The following is a 15671-nucleotide window of genomic DNA, read 5'->3' on the forward strand; positions in this document are numbered from 1 at the left end:
CCCTACACTGGACGGTCAGACTTCTTGGACCGACAGGCCGGCCAGTATGACGCAAACTCCCGCCCGGGCATGGGCGCTGATCCCGCTACTTTTCTTTCTTGTCGTCTTTCTCGGTAGCGGGCTTTATTTCAGTGCCGCGGGGGCGGAGTTCGCGTTCTATCAAATCAAGGCGCCGGTGGTGGCGGTTGTCGCCATTGTGTTGTCATTCCTTCTGGCACGGCAGTCCTTCCATCACAGTGTCGAACGCTTGCTGGTGGGCGTCGGCCATCCCAACATCATTCTCATGTGCCTGGTATTCCTGTTGGCCGGCGCCTTCGCCAGCGTCAGCAAGAGTATCGGCAGCGTTGATGCCACCGTTCAATTCGGGTTGCAGATCATGCCGGCCAGTTGGGTACTGCCGGCTCTGTTCCTGATCTCCGCTTTTATCGCTACCGCCATGGGCACTTCCATGGGAACCATCGCCGCCACCGCGCCGATCGCGGTGGGGTTCGCCCAGGCCACCTCGTTGTCGTTGCCCTTGTCCTTGGGAGCCGTGGTTGGCGGCGCCATGCTGGGCGATAACCTGTCGATGATCTCGGATACCACCATCGCCGCCACTCGCAGTCAGGGCGTCTCGCTCAAGGACAAATTCCGGGTGAACGTCTGGATAGCGCTGCCGGCGGCGTTGGCGACGGTGGTGTTGCTGGCGCTGCTGGGGGACGGCGAACACACGGTGCCGTCCGAATCCGTGTCCTACTGGCGGGTCATGCCTTACCTGCTGGTGTTCGCTCTGGCGCTGTCCGGGATGAACGTATTGGTGGTGCTGGTGATTGGTATCGTCACCGCCGGGCTCACTGGCGTGATACTGAGTCCGGAATACGGTCTGGTCGACGTCAATGGGGCGATCTACCAGGGCTTCGAATCCATGTTCGAGATCATGTTGTTATCGATGCTGATCGGTGGGTTGTCGCAACTGATGAATGATCAGGGTGGCACGCGCTGGCTGATCGAACGTATTCATTCGCTGACCCGCTGGCTGAAGCTGTCCAGTCAGCGCGCCGGTGAGATAGGTATCGCGCTGCTGGTGGTCACCGCCAATCTGTTTGTCGCCAACAACACGGTATCGATTGTGCTGTGCGGTGAAATGGCCAAGGAGATCGCCGCGGAATATGGCGTCGATCCGAGGCGCTCGGCCAGCCTGATGGATATCTTTTCCTGCGTGGTGCAAGGGCTGATTCCTTACGGCGCTCAAGTCCTCCTGGCCTGCTCCATTGCATCACTGTCGCCGTTGTCATTGATCGGCGCCATTCACTATTGCTGGGCGCTGGGGGTGGCGGCTCTGCTGGCGATCGCCTTTAACCGGCCGCGTTTGAAAGCGCGCCAGCCGGCGCGATCGATTTAGAGAGTAAAGGCGGTTTTCAGCCATTGACGTAATGTGTCGATGGCGTCGTCCTTATCGGCCTGGTGGGCCCAGACCAGATAATAGCGATGTACGTCGATTACCTGGGTCTTCCACAATCGAACCAGACGGCCTGCCGCAAGCGCATCCCGCACCAGATGATGCCGCGCCAGCGCGATACCTTCGCCGTTCTCCGCCGCTGCGAGCAAACTGGTCAGGTTGGGAAAGAGCGGGCCTTGATCGCTGTTGGCCAGTGCCAGGCCCGCGGCCTGAAGCCACAGAGCCCAGGGCTGTGCCGCGTGCCGTAGCAAAACGCAATGGCCCAGATCCGCCCGCCTGCGGGGCAGTTTGCCATCGCGATAATCCGGACTGGCCACCGGGTATACCCACTCCGAAGACAATGCCTCCGATTGCAGGCCGGGCCAGCCTCCGGGGCCGTAGCGCAGTGCCACGTCGCTGTTCGCGTTACCGCCCAGCTTGACCAGATCGACGTCTGTGGATACCTCCACGCGGATGTCGGGAAAGCGTTGATGGAAATCGGCCAGACGCGGTAACAGCCAGCGTTGCGCGATGCTCGGTAAGGTGCTCAAACGTAACGTGGTGGCGCGGTGCCTGCGACGAGGTGTCTTGAAGGCCCGCTCCAGCACACCCAGGCCCTGGCGCACCTGCAAGGCCAGATGTTGAGCTTCCCTGGTGGGGGCAGCGCCCTGACGTTGCCGTTCGAACAACCGCCGTCCCAGACGCTGCTCAAGGGAACGGATGTGCTGGCTGACCGCGCCCTGGGTCAGTGACAGTTCCTGTGCGGCCAGAGTGAAGCTGCGCAGCCGGACGCTGGCCTCGAAAGCCACCAGTGTTTGCAGGGGCGGAAGCGAGTTTCTATCCATGGGCGACATTAATATCACTAATGCCCAGACCCTACAAAGTATCGTTTGTCCGGTTCAGGACGGACTTCTAGGCTGACATTCCCGTTCAAGGAGTCGAGCCATGAGCTATCAGTTGTATTATTCGTCCGGTGCCTGCTCCATGGCAGTGCATATCGTATTGGAGGAACTGGGTGCGCCGACCAGGTTGATGCCCCTGCGGATTCACGACGGCGATACTTCCAAGCCGGGTTACCTGGCCATCAACCCCAAGGGGCGGGTACCGGCTCTGGCTATTCCGGGCGAAGCGGGCGTGCTTACCGAACTGCCCGCGATCCTGACCTTTCTGGCGGAAAGCCATGACACGCCGGCCCTGTTGCCGCCGACCGCTCTGCAGCGCGGCCGTGTTCAGGAATGGCTGGCGTGGTTGGCTGGCTGGATGCACGGTACCGGCTACGGTCTTATATGGCGTCCGCATCGGTTCAGTGCCGATCCGGATGACGCCCCGGCTCTGAGGGAACAGGGTCTGAAGGTGGTGGCCCAGGCCAATCAGGATGTGACCGAGCGCTTGGCACAACCAGGGCCCTGGGCGCTGGGTGACCAGTACAGTGTGGTGGATCCGTTTCTGTTGGTGCTGTTCAGGTGGGGCAGTCTGGTGGGGCTGGATATGAGCGAGCATACGGCGTGGATCGAACACACTCGGTGCATGCTCCAACGCCCGGCGGTAAACCGGGTGTTGGAGCGGGAAGAGGTGACGATCCCTTTGTGAGCTCGCCAGGTCAGGGTTGCAGGTCCAGTTCGTACACCGCTTCGTTGTTATCGTTGGTCTCCAGGAATACCGCTTCCGGCGCTTTTTCGGCAACGAAGTTTCGGGCCCGGTCGGTATTGGGCACCCGGAACACGATGGTCAGATCGGTGGCCGCGTCAATCGGCGCGAACGACCAGTTGCCGTCGGCGGTGGGCGTAACCGGACTGTTTTCCCGGATGTAGTCCGCCAGGACCGCGCGGTTCTCATCCGGTGACTCAATGACGATGTGGTCGCCACCGGTGCCCGCGAACTTGCCGCCGCCAGCGCGGTAATTATTGGTGGCGATCAGGAATTCATCGTCGTCCGCCACCGGGTTGCCCTGATAGGCCAGATTGACGATGCGCTGGCCGTCACTGACCTGGACGCAGTCGCCGTCATAGCGCGCTGGCTGGGTAACGTCGATCTGGTAGGTGAGGCCATCGATAACGTCGAAGTTATAGGTGGGAAAGCCGCTGTAATTCACCAATTCCTGAGGGGCGCTGGTGCTGGTGTCGATCTGGAAAAACTGGGAAGCGGAGCATTCCAGCCATTGAGTCAGCTCGGCGCCATTGGCTTTCACCGCCATCAGTGTATTCGGATACAGATACAGGTCGGCGGCGTTTTTCACTTTCAGTTCGCCTTTGGGCACCACGGTGAAGGCGCTTTCATCGGCGCAGATCCCTTCCCGGCTGCAGGCCTTGAATGGCGCGGCGGCGGACAACACCGGCAGATCCTGGAGATTGACGTCGCCTTCGATCAGATTCTCCACGTAGGCCTTCTGGGCATCCGCCACGATCTGAATGGACGGATCGTCCTTCACCACCGCCAGGAAGCTGTAGATGTCGTCAGTGGATTCACCGATGGGCTGGTTCATGTAATCGATGGTGGCCTGGTGATCCCCGGCCAGCTTGGCCACCAGAGCCGCGTCGGCTTCCACCGCGGGGGCATCGTCCGCGAAGATCGGCTGGGCCTGCACTTGGGAGTTGGTGATGGACCACTGATCCGCTCCGGTATCGTAGGACAGGGTCATATCGATGACGCCCAGATGGCTGCCCCAGTAACCGGGCATGACCGCCGGAACGCCCTTGATGGTGCCTTTTTCCACGTCCACATTGGGGGTGTCGGCGAAGCTGTCGGATGGGAACAGTAAATGGCTGTGGCCGAACATGATAGCGTCGATGCCCTCCACGTCCGCCAGATACCAACTGCTGTTCTCCGCTTTATCCGCTTCGGAGTAAGCCGTGGTGCTGATACCGGAATGGGGAATGGCGACAATAACATCGGCGCCTTCCGCCTTCATCCGCGGCACATAGCGCTCGGCCATGGCCTTGATGTCCTTGGTGATCACCTCGCCTTCCAGGTTCTTCTTGTCCCACTGCATGATTTGCGGCGGCAGGAAGCCGATGAATCCGACCGTGATGTCATGACTGTTGCCGTCGCGGTCCCGGACCGACTTGGTTACCAGTCGGTAGGGCTCGAAGTACAGCTGATCGTTGTCCGGATTGTCATCGTCGTCGTCCACGAAGACGTTCGCGCTAATGTACGGGAAGCCGGCGTCGTTGACGCTTTCGGCCAGGAATTCCAGACCATAGTTGAATTCATGGTTGCCGTAGTTGGCCACGTCATAGCCGAGCTCGTTCATGGCCTTGTAAACCGGGTGGATCTCGCCGGCAGGGAGGCCTTCGGCGTGACGCCAATCGCCCATGGGGCTGCCTTGGATAAGATCGCCGTTATCCACCAGGAAGCTGTTGTCCGGGAAGTCGAGGGCGGCGCGAGCCTGCTTGATCAGTGTGGCGGTACGCACCAGTCCCACCTTGGGGTCGGCGGCATCGCCATAGTAGTTATAGTCCATCACATTGGCGTGGATATCGGTGGTTTCCATCAGGCGGATATCCACCAGGGGGTTGTTATCGCTATCGCTGCCGCAACCGGCAAGCAGGACACCGCTGGAGATGATACCCAGCCAGAACGTTCTTGAAGAAACAGACATGACACCCTCGTCGTCGTAAAAGAAAGGCCGGAAAGTCCGGGCCGGCGTAACGAGGGTGAGAACGGAACATGACCGGGGAATAACCAACAGATTATGGTTTTATGATGGCCTGTGATTTCTTTAACCGGTTTGGCCTCGCTATTCGAACAACGTCAGGTATTGGCCGTAACCGGCGGCGGCCATGTCTTCCTTGGGAATGAAACGCATGGCGGCGGAGTTCATGCACCAGCGCTCCCCGGTGGGCCGCGGACCGTCCTTGAAGACATGCCCCAGATGAGAATCGGCGTAGCGGCTGCGGACCTCGGTGCGAACCATCCACAAAGTACTGTCTTCACGGGTGGTTACCGCATCGGGGCTAATCGGTTTGGTGAAGCTGGGCCAACCGGTGCCGGATTCATACTTGTCCGTGGATGAGAACAGCGGTTCACCACTGACCACATCCACATAGATACCTTGCTGTTTATTGTCCCAATAGGTGTTTTTGAAGGCCGGTTCGGTATCGTCTTCCTGGGTCACCTGAAAGCTCAGGGGAGACAGTCGGGCCCGCAAAGTGGCTTCATCAGGCTTGTTGAAATGCTCGGGCCCGCGCCAGCTCATCGGGGCTTCCGCGTTTGCCTTCTTGCCACCGGGCAGGTGATCCGGATCATCCCAGTGCTTTTCAAGAAACTGGTCCCGGCCGGAGTTGTAGCGATAAAACTTATACCGTAGCGGATTGCGCTTATAATAATCCTGATGGTATTCCTCGGCGGGATAGAACGCCTTTAATGGGGTGATTTCGGTAACGATGGGCTTCTCGAACCGGCCACTTTTTTCCAGTGCCGCCTTGGAGGCCCGTGCCTGTTTTTCCTGTTCCGGCGTCTCGAAGAAAATGGCACCCCGGTACTGGCGGCCGCGATCGACAAATTGACCGTCGGCGTCGGTGGGATCCATGTGGCGCCAGAACCAATCCAGCAACTGAGCGTAGCTGATCTTGTCCGGATCATAGATTACCTGCACCGATTCGGTGTGGCCGGTGGCACCGCTGGAGACCTGCTCATAGGTGGGGTTGGCCTCGTCACCGCCGGCGTAGCCACTGATGGCCTCGCTGACACCGTCGAGTTTCTCGAAGTCCGACTCGGTGCACCAGAAACATCCGCCAGCGAACACCGCCGTGGCTTGCGCCGCCAGGGCGGGGCCCGTGATCAGGGAAATTAGAAGCGCGGCGATGACCCGCATGACCTGGTCCTCCTGCTTGTAGAAAAGCTGACTGAAGGATTGGATGCCTGAATTTGCTTTATGTTACGCCGATGGAGAGAAAAATTTCCGTGAAGGCTTGGAGTATCGTGTCATTGACGGTGCTCAAAAGCCATAATTTTCATAGCGGCGATCTTCGGGTTTGTGAGTATTATCGAATCATCCGTTCACGCATGGTGCGCGCGGAAATCACCTGGGGAGAAGGCCCATGGGTATGATCAAGGAATTTCGTGAATTCGCGATAAAGGGAAATATGGTCGATATGGCGGTGGGCATCATCATCGGTGGGGCGTTTGCCACCATTGTGAAGAGTCTGGTCGCTGACGTCATCATGCCACCTATCGGGTTATTGCTGGGCGGGGTGGATTTCGGCAATTTGTTCGTGGTCCTGCGTGGCACCGGTGATTTCGCTACCTTGGCCGAAGCCCAGGCCGCCGGTGCCGTGACGATCAACTATGGGGTGTTCTTCAATAATGTCATCAGCTTCCTCATCGTCGCCTGGGCGGTGTTCTTCCTGGTGCGCGCCATTAACAGGCTGAAGCGTGAGGAAGAAAAAACAGAGGAAGCCGCCGCGCCGCCGCCGACTCCGGAGGATATCTTGTTGCTGCGGGAAATCCGTGACAACCTTAAACAACGTTGAGGGAATAACCAGGCACGGAAGAGGTCTTTTGTCCGATACCACCAGATCCAGATCGCGGTCGTCCCTGGTGCCGGGTGCCGGCGTCGATTCCGACTTCGCGTTGGTTGCCGACACTGGCGAAGCCTTCTTGCTGCGCATGGCGACGGCCCGGGCCGCCAGGCGTTCTCTGGATCTGCAGTATTACATCTGGGACAACGACCAGGTCGGACGGCGCTTGATATGGGTTGTGCTCGAGGCGGCACGCCGCGGTGTGCGGGTGCGTTTACTGCTGGATCATATCAATCAGTTGGGCCGGGACCGGAATTGGGCGACCTTGAACGCCCATCCCAACGTGGAAGTCCGTCTGTTCAATCCTTTACGCGGTCGCGGTCTTAATTTGCTGCGCTGGCTTTACCGGGCGCCCAAACTCAATCGCCGCATGCACAACAAAGCCTGGATCGTCGATGGTGAAGCCGCCATTGTTGGCGGGCGCAATATCTCTGAACACTACTTTGGCGTCAACGCGGTCACCAACTTCCGTGATCTGGACATCTATGCCGATGGTCCGGTCGCCGCCGACACCCAGGAAGCCTTCAATCGATATTGGCACAGCCCTTTGTCGGTGAGTCTGAGGCAGTTCCGGCGCCGTTCCAGTGATGATGCGGAAGCATTGTGGATGAGTCTGGATACGGAGCAGCGTTCCCGGCACCGGGATGATAGCGTGCTGTCCGAGCATACGCTGCAAGCGGTACGGGCAAGGCGGGTTCGCGCTCCGGCGGCATTGTTATTCGACAGTCCGGAAAAAGCGCACGGTTCTCCTCAGCGCCTGATGGGAACGCAACTGGCCCGGCTGCTTGGCCGTCATTCCGCCCGGGAGATTCTGCTCGAAGCCAGCTATTTCATTCCCGGTGATGATTTCACCCGCGCGTTAAGCGGTTGGCGCAAACGGGGGTGCCGGGTGGCGGTACTGACCAATAGTCTGGCCACCAACGATGTCATCGCCGCCCATGCCGCCTATCAACGCTATCGCCCGGCGCTGGTGGATGCCGGATTGGAGTTGCACGAGCTGCAACCCAATGCCCGCAGCATGATGCGCCAGGCCCGGCTGTTGCGCGGGCGGTCCAAAGCCAGCTTGCATACCAAGGCCATGGTGCTGGACCGGCGTGAGTTGTTTGTCGGCTCGTTTAACGCGGATCCCCGTTCCGTGCACTTCAATACCGAGATGGGGTACTACATTTACTCTCCGTCGTTGGCGGCATCGGTGGCCGCGTTCATCGAAGAAGGCATGGCGCCGCAAAACAGCTACCGGCTGTCTCGTGAAGAGGGGCGGCTGACATGGGCCGGAGGGAGCGACCAGGGCCCCGTGGTCTGTCACCGGGAGCCCCTGGTATCGATACCGCGCCGGTTGGCCAGCGCGGTGTTGGCGTTGCTGCCGATCGAGAATCTGCTGTAACCGGAATCAGCCCCGTTCTTGCTGTTGCTGCTCTTTCCAGTAAGGGTCACGCAGTTCCCGCTTCAGAATCTTGCCAATGGTGCTGCGTGGCAAATGATCCCGAAGTTCCACGTCGTGCAGACGCTGAGCCTTGCCCAGTTGCTGGTTGGCCCAGTCACGGATCTCGTCGGTGCCAGTGTCACTGCCCTCGCGACGTACCACCAGGCCCAGCGGTGTCTCACCCCATTGCTCGCTGGGGATGGCGATCACCGCCGCATCCGCCACATCAGGGTGCTTGAGCAGCATTTTTTCCAGGTCTTCGGCATAGATGTTGAAGCCACCGGAAATGATCATATCCTTGCGGCGGTCCAATACGGACAGGAAGCCGTCTTCGTCGAGCCGCCCCATATCACCGGTGCGATAGAACACCTCTCCTTCCGGGCTGGTCCAGAGCATCTCGTTGGTTTTGTCTTCTCTTTTGTAGTAGCCGCGCATCATTGCGCCGGCACGGCCGACGATTTCGCCGATGGTGCCGGGGGGCACTTCCTTGAGATCCTCGTCGATGATGCGCAGCTCGCAGCCTTCGCCGGCACGGCCGACGGTATCCCATTTATCAGGGAACTCGGCACAGTTGAGGATGGTGCTGACGCCGCCTTCAGTGAGGCCGTAGAACTCGATGATATTGCCTGGCCAGCGTTGCATTACCTCGGCGATGACATGGCCGCGCAAGGGGGCGCTGGTGGAGAACTTCACTTTGAAGCTGCTCAGATCGAAACGATCGAATTCCGGATCGGAAAGGATCCGCTGGTACTGGACCGGCACCAACATGGCATGGGTGACGCGATGCTTCTCACACAATTCAAGGAATCTACGTGCGTCGAATTTGCCCATGGTGACGATGGTGCCGCCGCCGAACAGAGTGGGCAGCACGGAAACCAGAGTGGTGTTGGAGTACAGTGGCGTGGACACCAGGTTGATCGCGGTGTTGTCGAATCCCAGCGCGGTGAAACGGTCCATTTGCCGGGACCGCAGACGGTGGTCGTGCAAAATACCCTTGGGTACGCCGGTGGTGCCGGAGCTGTAGATAATGTTGAATGGGTCGTCCGCGCCGGGTTCGCGATTCGGTTTGGTGCTTGGGGCGTCACCAACCCAGTCCATGAAGTTGCTCCAGCCACTATCCTGGAAATCCAGGGCGATGCGCTGTTGTGGGGAGACATTCTCCAACTGATCGAGCAGCGGCGTGATCAGTTCCTGATTCTTCCTGGAGATGAACAGGAAGCGGGCATCACAGTCGTTGATCATCAGTGCCAGGGTGTCCCCGGCGGCCATGCTGGAAAGAGGGACCATGCAGCCGCCGGCGGTGAGCACGCCCATGAACAGGGTAAAATAGGGAATGCTGTTTTCGGACAGGCCGGCCACGGTATCGCCAGGTTGCAGGCCGGCGTCGATCAGACGGTTGGCCACGCGGTTAACCTGATCCACGAACTGCCGCCAGGTCAGGTTGCCATTGTCATCGTAAATGGCTGGATGATCGCCCTGCTCCGCGGCCAGTTCCTGGAGTCGGCGTGGCAGACAACGGAACTCTTCATTGTCGACTTGCGGTGCGTATTGGGGCATGGCGTTGCTGACTGCGGTCATCGTCCTCTCCCGTGGTCCGGAACCGGGTTCCGGAGCTTCTGGTTATTTTGAAAAACGGTTTGCAAAACGCATTTGGAATTTGGCAGGCAGAATACTACCAGGTATGTTGGCGAACAATACCGGCCGGTCACGGCTTGCCTGGGGTGGCCTGTAACCCTTGTAATATAAGGGGGCTGAGCGATTTCTCCGCCGCCCATAAATGTAAAGGATACAAACCAAGGAGTGTTTCATGAGTGAGCCTTTCCGTTACCGGCTGCGCGTGCGTTACAGTGAATGCGATGCTCAGCATGTAGTGTTCAACGCCCGTTACGGTGACTATGTCGATCTGGCCATGACCGAGTTCATGCGTGCTCTGGGGCGGGATTACGGTGCCCTGCTGGCGCGTGGACTGGATAACCAGGTGGTGAAGCTCACCCTGGAATGGAAAGCATCCGCCCGTTTCGACGACGTGCTCGAGATTCAGGTCAGACCATTGTCGTTGGGCAACACCTCGTTCTCGCTGGAATTCCTTATTCTGAATGCGGAGAGCCAGCAGCTGCTGTGCCGGGCGGAACCGGTGTACGTGATGATGACCACGGAACCGTTCGAGAAAACCCGGGTGCCCGACGATCTGCGGGCCGCGTTGCAGGAAGGCGCGGTCGGTAAGGTGTGCGATCAGAGCGGTTGAAAGCGGACATGGCCCGGCGGTGCCGCCGGGCCAATACTGAAATAGTCGGGATCAACCGACTTTCAGCACCACCTTGCCCTTGGCGCGACGAGAGCTCAATGCCGCCAGGGCCTGCTCATATTCCTCGAACGGGAAGACTTCGCTGACCTTGGGGTTGATCTTCCCTTCCGCGAACATCCGCATCAGATCCTTCACGTTCTGGATGTGCGCTTCCGGCTCCTTGCGGGTGAAGGTGCCCCAGAACACACCGACCACGCTGCAGCCCTTGAGCAACGGCAGGTTGGCGGGGATCTTCGGAATCTCGCCGGCGGCGAAGCCGATGATCAGGAAGCGGCCGTTCCAGGCCATGTTGCGCAGCGCCGGCTCGGTGAAGCGGTCGCCCACCGGGTCGTAGATCACGTCGATGCCCTGCGGATAGCGGCTCTTCAGCACATCCTTCAGGTCTTCCTCGGTGTAGTTGATCAGATCGTCGGCGCCGGCTTCCCGGGCCACTTCCAGCTTGTCGGCGGTGCTGGCGGCGGCGATCACCTTGGCGCCCATGGCTTTGCCCAGCTCCACCGCGGCGAGACCGACGCCGCCGCTGGCGCCCATGACCAGCAGGGTTTCGCCCGGCTGCAGATTGGCCCGCTGTTTCAGCGCATGGTAGCTGGTGCCGTAGACCATGCTGAAACCCGCCGCCTGTTCGTCGGACATACCGTCCGGAACCGGAATCACGCGATCAGCGGTGACCACCATTTCCTCGGCGAAGCTGCCGTAGCCGGTGAGGCCCATTACGCGCTGGCCCGGCTTATAGCCCTTGACGTTCTCGCCCACCTCGACGATCTCGCCGGACATTTCGCCGCCCGGAGAAAAAGGCAGTTCCGGTTTGATCTGGTACTTACCCTCGATGATCAGAGTGTCAGGGAAGTTCAGGCCGGCGGCCTTGACCCGGACCTTGATACCGTCGGCGCCGACGGCGGGGGAAGGAACGTCCTCGATGACCAGCTTATCCGCCGGCCCCAACTCCTTGCAGAGAATGGCGCGCATGCATCTCTCCCGAATAATACTTATTGAGACCGACACGCTACCCCTGGTCCGTGCATTAGACAAATGCATAAGACTCATCAAAGGGCATAAACAGTATGAATGCTGGGCCGGCCGAGGAAAGGACGAGGATTCATCGGTCGTCGATGAGTGTGAGTATTTACTACCTTTTCAGGTCCCGATATTTATGGAGTACGGCGCTTTTATGGGCGACAGAAAGCGATTGTCTTTTGGCCACACCAGGCAAGGCTGTTCATATTGACATTGTTCGATGTAAAGGTTGATCATGAATTGATCGGGCGTGGGCGAGGACGAATAACGATGAAGACCGTAACCATGCAGACTCAATCAGGTGAAATACAAGAATGGCGGGACGGCCGCCGCTACCTTTGGTTGCTCAGTACGCTGACCATGCTGTTGCCCCTGTTCACGGTCTGGCTGGCCAGCACAACTGGCTGGGCCCTGCTCTGGTGGTTTGGATTCCTGTTCGTATTCGGGGTGATCCCGTTGCTGGACATGCTGCTTGGCGAAGAGACCGAGAATCCGCCCGAAGCGCTGGTGCCGCAGTTGGAACAGGACCGGTATTATCGCTGGGCGGTGTATGTGTGCCTGCCGTTTCTCTATAGCGCTTTTATTTATGCCGCCTGGGTGGCCGCCACCTGGAGCCTGCCCTGGTACAGCTACCTGGGGCTGGCGATCTCCACGGGCTGCGCCACGGGTATCGCCATCAATACCGCCCATGAGATGGGGCACAAGACCGACCGCCACGAGAAATGGATGGCCAAGCTATGTCTCGCCCCGGTGTTCTATGGGCACTTCTATGTGGAACATAATCGTGGGCATCACGTGAGGGTTTCCACGCCGGAGGATCCGGCATCCTCCCGGTTCGGCGAGACGTTCTGGGAGTTCCTGCCGCGCACCGTGATCGGCAGCCTTAAATCCGCCTGGTCGCTGGAGAAACAGCGGCTGGAGCGGCAGGGGCTTTCGGTATGGAGCTGGCATAACGACAATCTGCAGGCCTGGGCATTGTCGGTGGTGCTTTGGGGTGCCCTGATACTGTGGTTGGGCTGGGCGGTGGTGCCGTTCCTGCTGATTCAGAGCCTGTTCGGTTTTCAGTTGCTGGAGGTGGTCAACTATCTCGAGCACTACGGGTTGTTACGGCAAAAAAAGGACAATGGACGCTATGAACGCTGCCTGCCGGAGCATTCCTGGAACTCGAACCGCCGGGTAACCAATATTTTTCTTTATCAGCTGCAACGGCATTCCGATCACCACGCCTATCCCACGCGCAGTTATCAATCGCTGCGGCATTTCGATGAGTCCCCTCAATTACCAGGTGGATACGCATCGATGATCCTGCTGGCGTGGGTACCTCCGCTGTGGTTCAGGATCATCGACCCGATGGTGGTGCGTCATTATCAAGGCGATATGAGCCGCGCCAACATCAAGCCGGGGATCCGGGACGAGGTATTGGCCAGATACGGACAAAGCCCGAGCTGAGCCCGGGCGGGTGGATCAGGGGCGCCGCTCGCGGACCAGCAGATTCTGCTGAGCGACGCCGATCGGGCCCTGCTCATCGTGAAGCACGGAGCGGGTCAGCCCGATTCCCGATGGCTCGATCCAGGTTTGACTGTCCAGCCCGACCCATTCGCTGACCGGCGGCCGTTGCAGATAAACGGTCAGGTCGGTATTGGCGAACAGATATCTATCCAGTGGCAGCACCCAACTGAGGCCATTGCCGAAATCCGCCGCGGCCACCGCTCGGGCGGTCGCCGTGGTGGTCCGATCCTCGATCAGGGGCACCGTCAGCCGCAGCCAGGCCGCGGCTGGCCCGGGGCGGTCGGTACGCCCGCGGGCCACCCGGGATTCCATCGCGGTGTAATGAAAACTTTCCTCCCGACTCATGCCGGGGATGGTGACCGGTTCCTGACAATCACCGGGCGCCGGCAGCGGCGCTTCGTCGGTGGCCTGGCCAGTGTCGATACCGTTGGCCAGCACCAGTACCGCCAAGCCTTCCGCTACTGGCCGCCCTTGATGTTGCAGACAAACGGAAACCCGCCGGACCGTGCGCCCGCCCCCTACCTTTATCGTGCTTTCCAGCGGTGCCACTGGCACCGGCCGCACCAGTTCCAGGGTGAGCCGGACCAATTGGTATCCCTCTCCGGCCAGGGCTTCCTCGGCCAGGGCCGCGATCAGTGCGGCCGGGGCGCCACCATGCTGGGCGTCCGGGCTCCAGGGACCGCGCGACAGCCCGGTGGGATTCAAGTGTTGCCCCTGCTGCTGGAAGACACAGTCGCTGGCGGCGATCGAGATCGGATCAGACATGAGTTAACTCCAGTTTTTCGTGGTGAGAGGCGGGCAGAGGTGAGAACTGCGTGGCCCAGCGGCGGAATTTCATGATCGGGCCGTCGCCGGCCGCCAGACTGGGGCGTTCCCAGCGGGCTTTGTGACGCCAGATGGGCACATCCTCGCTGACCTGGCGTATTGCTTCCTGAACCAGCTCCAGGCTCATATCCGGAGAGCGGATTCCCTCCAGACGGGCCATCAGGCTGAAGTTCAGGTCGACTTCGCGGGCGCCACGCACGGTAATGCCATCAATGAACAGGATCTCGGCGAGATCGCCGACGCGGAATCGGACCAGTGCCAGATAAGGGCCATGGAGGGTGGTCTGAATGAAACCGGGCACCACGCCGGCCGGGGTGTTGAAGCGGTGGTGGATATCCACGTCCAGCACCGTGCCCTGGTTCTCGCAGCGTTTCACTTCCGCCAGGCTGTTGACGCCATGCAGGTAATGGAAGTGAGTGCTGTCGACGATGTTCTCCTGGATCTCGTACCACACGGTGGGCACGTTCCAGCCGTGGCGGTGATAGCGCGACCATTGTGGGTCGCGGTACTCGGGCAGGTCGGGAAGCTGGTAGTCCGGGGCCTGGTTCTCCGGGTGCCACCAGGCGAACAACAGGCCATGGCGCTCCACCAGCGGCAGTGAGCGCAGTCCACGATGACTCAGGCGAGCGTCGGGGCTGTAGGGAATTTCCACGCAATCGCCGTCACCGTCGAAACACCAGCCGTGGAACGGGCATTGCAGTGCCGAGCCTTTGACCCGGCCGCCGTGGCCCAGATGGGTGCCCAGGTGGCGGCAGTAAGCATCCATTAGGTGTGCCCGACCTTCTTCGTCTCGCCACAATACGAACTCCCGGTCGAAGGCCCGGAAAGGCCGTACCTCGCCCGGTTTGAGCTGATCGCTGTACTCCACCTGGAACCAGCCGCAGGCAAAGGGATTGATTCGTGCTGAGTTGGTCATGATGCACCTCCCGCGCTCGTTCAGAGCGTCTGTTTTGTTATGTAATCGGCTCGAGGTTAAAAAATGTGCATGACGGTTGCAACAAGAAATGGAACATGATTCATTCTTTGTATGGCATATCGACGTACCCCAAAAATGGAAGCGCGCATGGCGCGTACCCGGTCCCGCATTCTGGAGGCTGCCCAGGCGCTGGTGGCGGAGGGAGGCTATGCCGCCGCCGGCATGCCCGCGGTGGCGCAACGGGCGGAGGTCTCCACCGGACTGCTGTACCGCTACTTTCAATCGAAAACGGACTTGTTCGACCAGGTATTCCGACGTGCCTCCCAGCATGAAATCGACATCTGCGCGGAGGCCGCCGCCGTGGCCGGTGATGCCCGGGAACGGGTGGCGCGGGTGGCGGAGACGTTTTCCCGGCGGGCGCTGAAAGGCTGGCGGTTGGCGTACGCGCTGCTGGCGGAGCCGGTGGATCGCACCATCGAGTTCGACCGCCTGCATTTCCGTGAGCCGTACCGCGCCATTTTCGCCGGGATCATTCGTGACGGCATCGCCGCCGGTGAGATCGCCGAACAGGACGCGCAGTTGCTGGCCACCGCCATAGTCGGTGGTATCGCGGAAACCCTGGTGGGGCCGCTCAGCCAAAGACCGGCGCCGGAACAGGAAACGGCCCTGGTGGAAAGCGTAAAACGCTTTTGTGTGCAGGCTGTGGGGCCGCCCCCGCAGGAAACCTGAACAGCCGACCAAGA

General features: G+C 60.0%; 14 protein-coding genes. 7 read left to right on the forward strand and 7 right to left on the reverse strand.

Annotated features, from left to right (window positions below; all coding sequences use genetic code 11):
- The first annotated feature begins 46 nt into the window (after positions 1-46).
- Positions 47-1381: a Na+/H+ antiporter NhaC family protein gene (locus CRO06_RS16145; RefSeq protein ID WP_097058869.1), complete on the forward strand. Its 1335-nt coding sequence runs from the start codon at positions 47-49 to the stop codon at positions 1379-1381.
- On the opposite strand, the gene CRO06_RS16150 is transcribed toward CRO06_RS16145, so the two are convergent.
- Positions 1378-2262, reverse strand: coding sequence for a LysR substrate-binding domain-containing protein (locus CRO06_RS16150; RefSeq protein ID WP_055100812.1), 885 nt, complete (start codon positions 2260-2262; stop codon positions 1378-1380). The genes CRO06_RS16145 and CRO06_RS16150 overlap by 4 nt on opposite strands.
- Positions 2263-2362: 100 nt before the next feature.
- On the opposite strand from CRO06_RS16150, the gene CRO06_RS16155 reads away from it, so the two are divergent.
- Positions 2363-3007 carry a glutathione S-transferase family protein gene (locus CRO06_RS16155; RefSeq protein ID WP_022997345.1) on the forward strand — a complete coding sequence of 215 codons (645 nt, stop codon included), beginning with the start codon at positions 2363-2365 and terminating at the stop codon, positions 3005-3007.
- Between the two features lie 10 nt (positions 3008-3017).
- Here the strand turns inward: CRO06_RS16155 and CRO06_RS16160 are convergent, their stop codons facing one another.
- Positions 3018-5015, reverse strand: a complete 1998-nt coding sequence (locus CRO06_RS16160; protein ID WP_097058870.1) for a bifunctional 2',3'-cyclic-nucleotide 2'-phosphodiesterase/3'-nucleotidase — start codon at positions 5013-5015, stop codon at positions 3018-3020.
- Positions 5016-5153: 138 nt separating this feature from the next.
- A complete protein-coding gene (gene msrA / locus CRO06_RS16165; protein ID WP_022997343.1) occupies positions 5154-6230 on the reverse strand; it encodes a peptide-methionine (S)-S-oxide reductase MsrA in 1077 nt (358 codons plus the stop codon).
- A gap of 226 nt (positions 6231-6456) precedes the next feature.
- On the opposite strand from msrA, the gene mscL reads away from it, so the two are divergent.
- Positions 6457-6888 carry a large conductance mechanosensitive channel protein MscL gene (mscL, locus tag CRO06_RS16170; protein WP_022997342.1) on the forward strand — a complete coding sequence of 144 codons (432 nt, stop codon included), beginning with the start codon at positions 6457-6459 and terminating at the stop codon, positions 6886-6888.
- A 28-nt stretch (positions 6889-6916) separates the two neighbouring features.
- Positions 6917-8320 carry a phospholipase D family protein gene (locus tag CRO06_RS16175; protein WP_097058871.1) on the forward strand — a complete coding sequence of 468 codons (1404 nt, stop codon included), beginning with the start codon at positions 6917-6919 and terminating at the stop codon, positions 8318-8320.
- A gap of 6 nt (positions 8321-8326) precedes the next feature.
- Here the strand turns inward: CRO06_RS16175 and CRO06_RS16180 are convergent, their stop codons facing one another.
- The gene (locus CRO06_RS16180) at positions 8327-9937 is read right to left on the reverse strand and encodes a class I adenylate-forming enzyme family protein (protein WP_022997340.1); all 1611 of its coding nucleotides are present in this window, start codon (positions 9935-9937) and stop codon (positions 8327-8329) included.
- A 229-nt stretch (positions 9938-10166) separates the two neighbouring features.
- Here CRO06_RS16180 and CRO06_RS16185 point away from each other — a divergent pair, with 229 nt between their 5' ends.
- Positions 10167-10604 carry an acyl-CoA thioesterase gene (locus tag CRO06_RS16185; RefSeq protein WP_097058872.1) on the forward strand — a complete coding sequence of 146 codons (438 nt, stop codon included), beginning with the start codon at positions 10167-10169 and terminating at the stop codon, positions 10602-10604.
- A gap of 51 nt (positions 10605-10655) precedes the next feature.
- Here the strand turns inward: CRO06_RS16185 and CRO06_RS16190 are convergent, their stop codons facing one another.
- Entirely contained in the window at positions 10656-11630 is a 975-nt protein-coding gene (locus tag CRO06_RS16190; protein WP_022997338.1) for an NADPH:quinone oxidoreductase family protein, read from the reverse strand.
- Between the two features lie 318 nt (positions 11631-11948).
- On the opposite strand from CRO06_RS16190, the gene CRO06_RS16195 reads away from it, so the two are divergent.
- Positions 11949-13127: an alkane 1-monooxygenase gene (locus CRO06_RS16195; RefSeq protein WP_097058873.1), complete on the forward strand. Its 1179-nt coding sequence runs from the start codon at positions 11949-11951 to the stop codon at positions 13125-13127.
- A gap of 15 nt (positions 13128-13142) precedes the next feature.
- On the opposite strand, the gene CRO06_RS16200 is transcribed toward CRO06_RS16195, so the two are convergent.
- Both CRO06_RS16200 and CRO06_RS16205 read right to left on the reverse strand, forming a co-directional pair.
- Complete coding sequence (locus tag CRO06_RS16200) at positions 13143-13952, reverse strand: acyl-CoA thioesterase domain-containing protein (RefSeq protein WP_022997336.1); 810 nt, start codon at positions 13950-13952, stop codon at positions 13143-13145.
- On the reverse strand, positions 13945-14928 hold the full coding sequence (locus CRO06_RS16205) for a Rieske 2Fe-2S domain-containing protein (RefSeq protein ID WP_097058874.1): 984 nt from the start codon (positions 14926-14928) through the stop codon (positions 13945-13947). Before CRO06_RS16205 ends, CRO06_RS16200 begins: the two co-directional genes overlap by 8 nt.
- 147 nt (positions 14929-15075) lie before the next feature.
- Here CRO06_RS16205 and CRO06_RS16210 point away from each other — a divergent pair, with 147 nt between their 5' ends.
- Positions 15076-15657 (forward strand): TetR/AcrR family transcriptional regulator, encoded by a 582-nt coding sequence (locus CRO06_RS16210; protein WP_022997334.1) that lies wholly within the window; start codon positions 15076-15078, stop codon positions 15655-15657.
- Positions 15658-15671 lie beyond the last annotated feature (14 nt).

This window comes from Alloalcanivorax xenomutans, from assembly GCF_900217905.1.
GTDB lineage: Bacteria > Pseudomonadota > Gammaproteobacteria > Pseudomonadales > Alcanivoracaceae > Alloalcanivorax > Alloalcanivorax xenomutans.

Bases quoted from the DNA above. Each gene is read 5' to 3' on its own strand.
- CRO06_RS16145 (WP_097058869.1), top strand. From the start codon at position 47: ATGACGCAAACTCCCGCCCGGGCATGGGCGCTGATCCCGCTACTTTTC.
- CRO06_RS16150 (WP_055100812.1), bottom strand. From the start codon at position 2,262: ATGGATAGAAACTCGCTTCCGCCCCTGCAAACACTGGTGGCTTTCGAG.
- CRO06_RS16155 (WP_022997345.1), top strand. From the start codon at position 2,363: ATGAGCTATCAGTTGTATTATTCGTCCGGTGCCTGCTCCATGGCAGTG.
- CRO06_RS16160 (WP_097058870.1), bottom strand. From the start codon at position 5,015: ATGTCTGTTTCTTCAAGAACGTTCTGGCTGGGTATCATCTCCAGCGGT.
- msrA (WP_022997343.1), bottom strand. From the start codon at position 6,230: ATGCGGGTCATCGCCGCGCTTCTAATTTCCCTGATCACGGGCCCCGCC.
- mscL (WP_022997342.1), top strand. From the start codon at position 6,457: ATGGGTATGATCAAGGAATTTCGTGAATTCGCGATAAAGGGAAATATG.
- CRO06_RS16180 (WP_022997340.1), bottom strand. From the start codon at position 9,937: ATGACCGCAGTCAGCAACGCCATGCCCCAATACGCACCGCAAGTCGAC.
- CRO06_RS16185 (WP_097058872.1), top strand. From the start codon at position 10,167: ATGAGTGAGCCTTTCCGTTACCGGCTGCGCGTGCGTTACAGTGAATGC.
- CRO06_RS16190 (WP_022997338.1), bottom strand. From the start codon at position 11,630: ATGCGCGCCATTCTCTGCAAGGAGTTGGGGCCGGCGGATAAGCTGGTC.
- CRO06_RS16195 (WP_097058873.1), top strand. From the start codon at position 11,949: ATGAAGACCGTAACCATGCAGACTCAATCAGGTGAAATACAAGAATGG.
- CRO06_RS16200 (WP_022997336.1), bottom strand. From the start codon at position 13,952: ATGTCTGATCCGATCTCGATCGCCGCCAGCGACTGTGTCTTCCAGCAG.
- CRO06_RS16205 (WP_097058874.1), bottom strand. From the start codon at position 14,928: ATGACCAACTCAGCACGAATCAATCCCTTTGCCTGCGGCTGGTTCCAG.
- CRO06_RS16210 (WP_022997334.1), top strand. From the start codon at position 15,076: ATGGCGCGTACCCGGTCCCGCATTCTGGAGGCTGCCCAGGCGCTGGTG.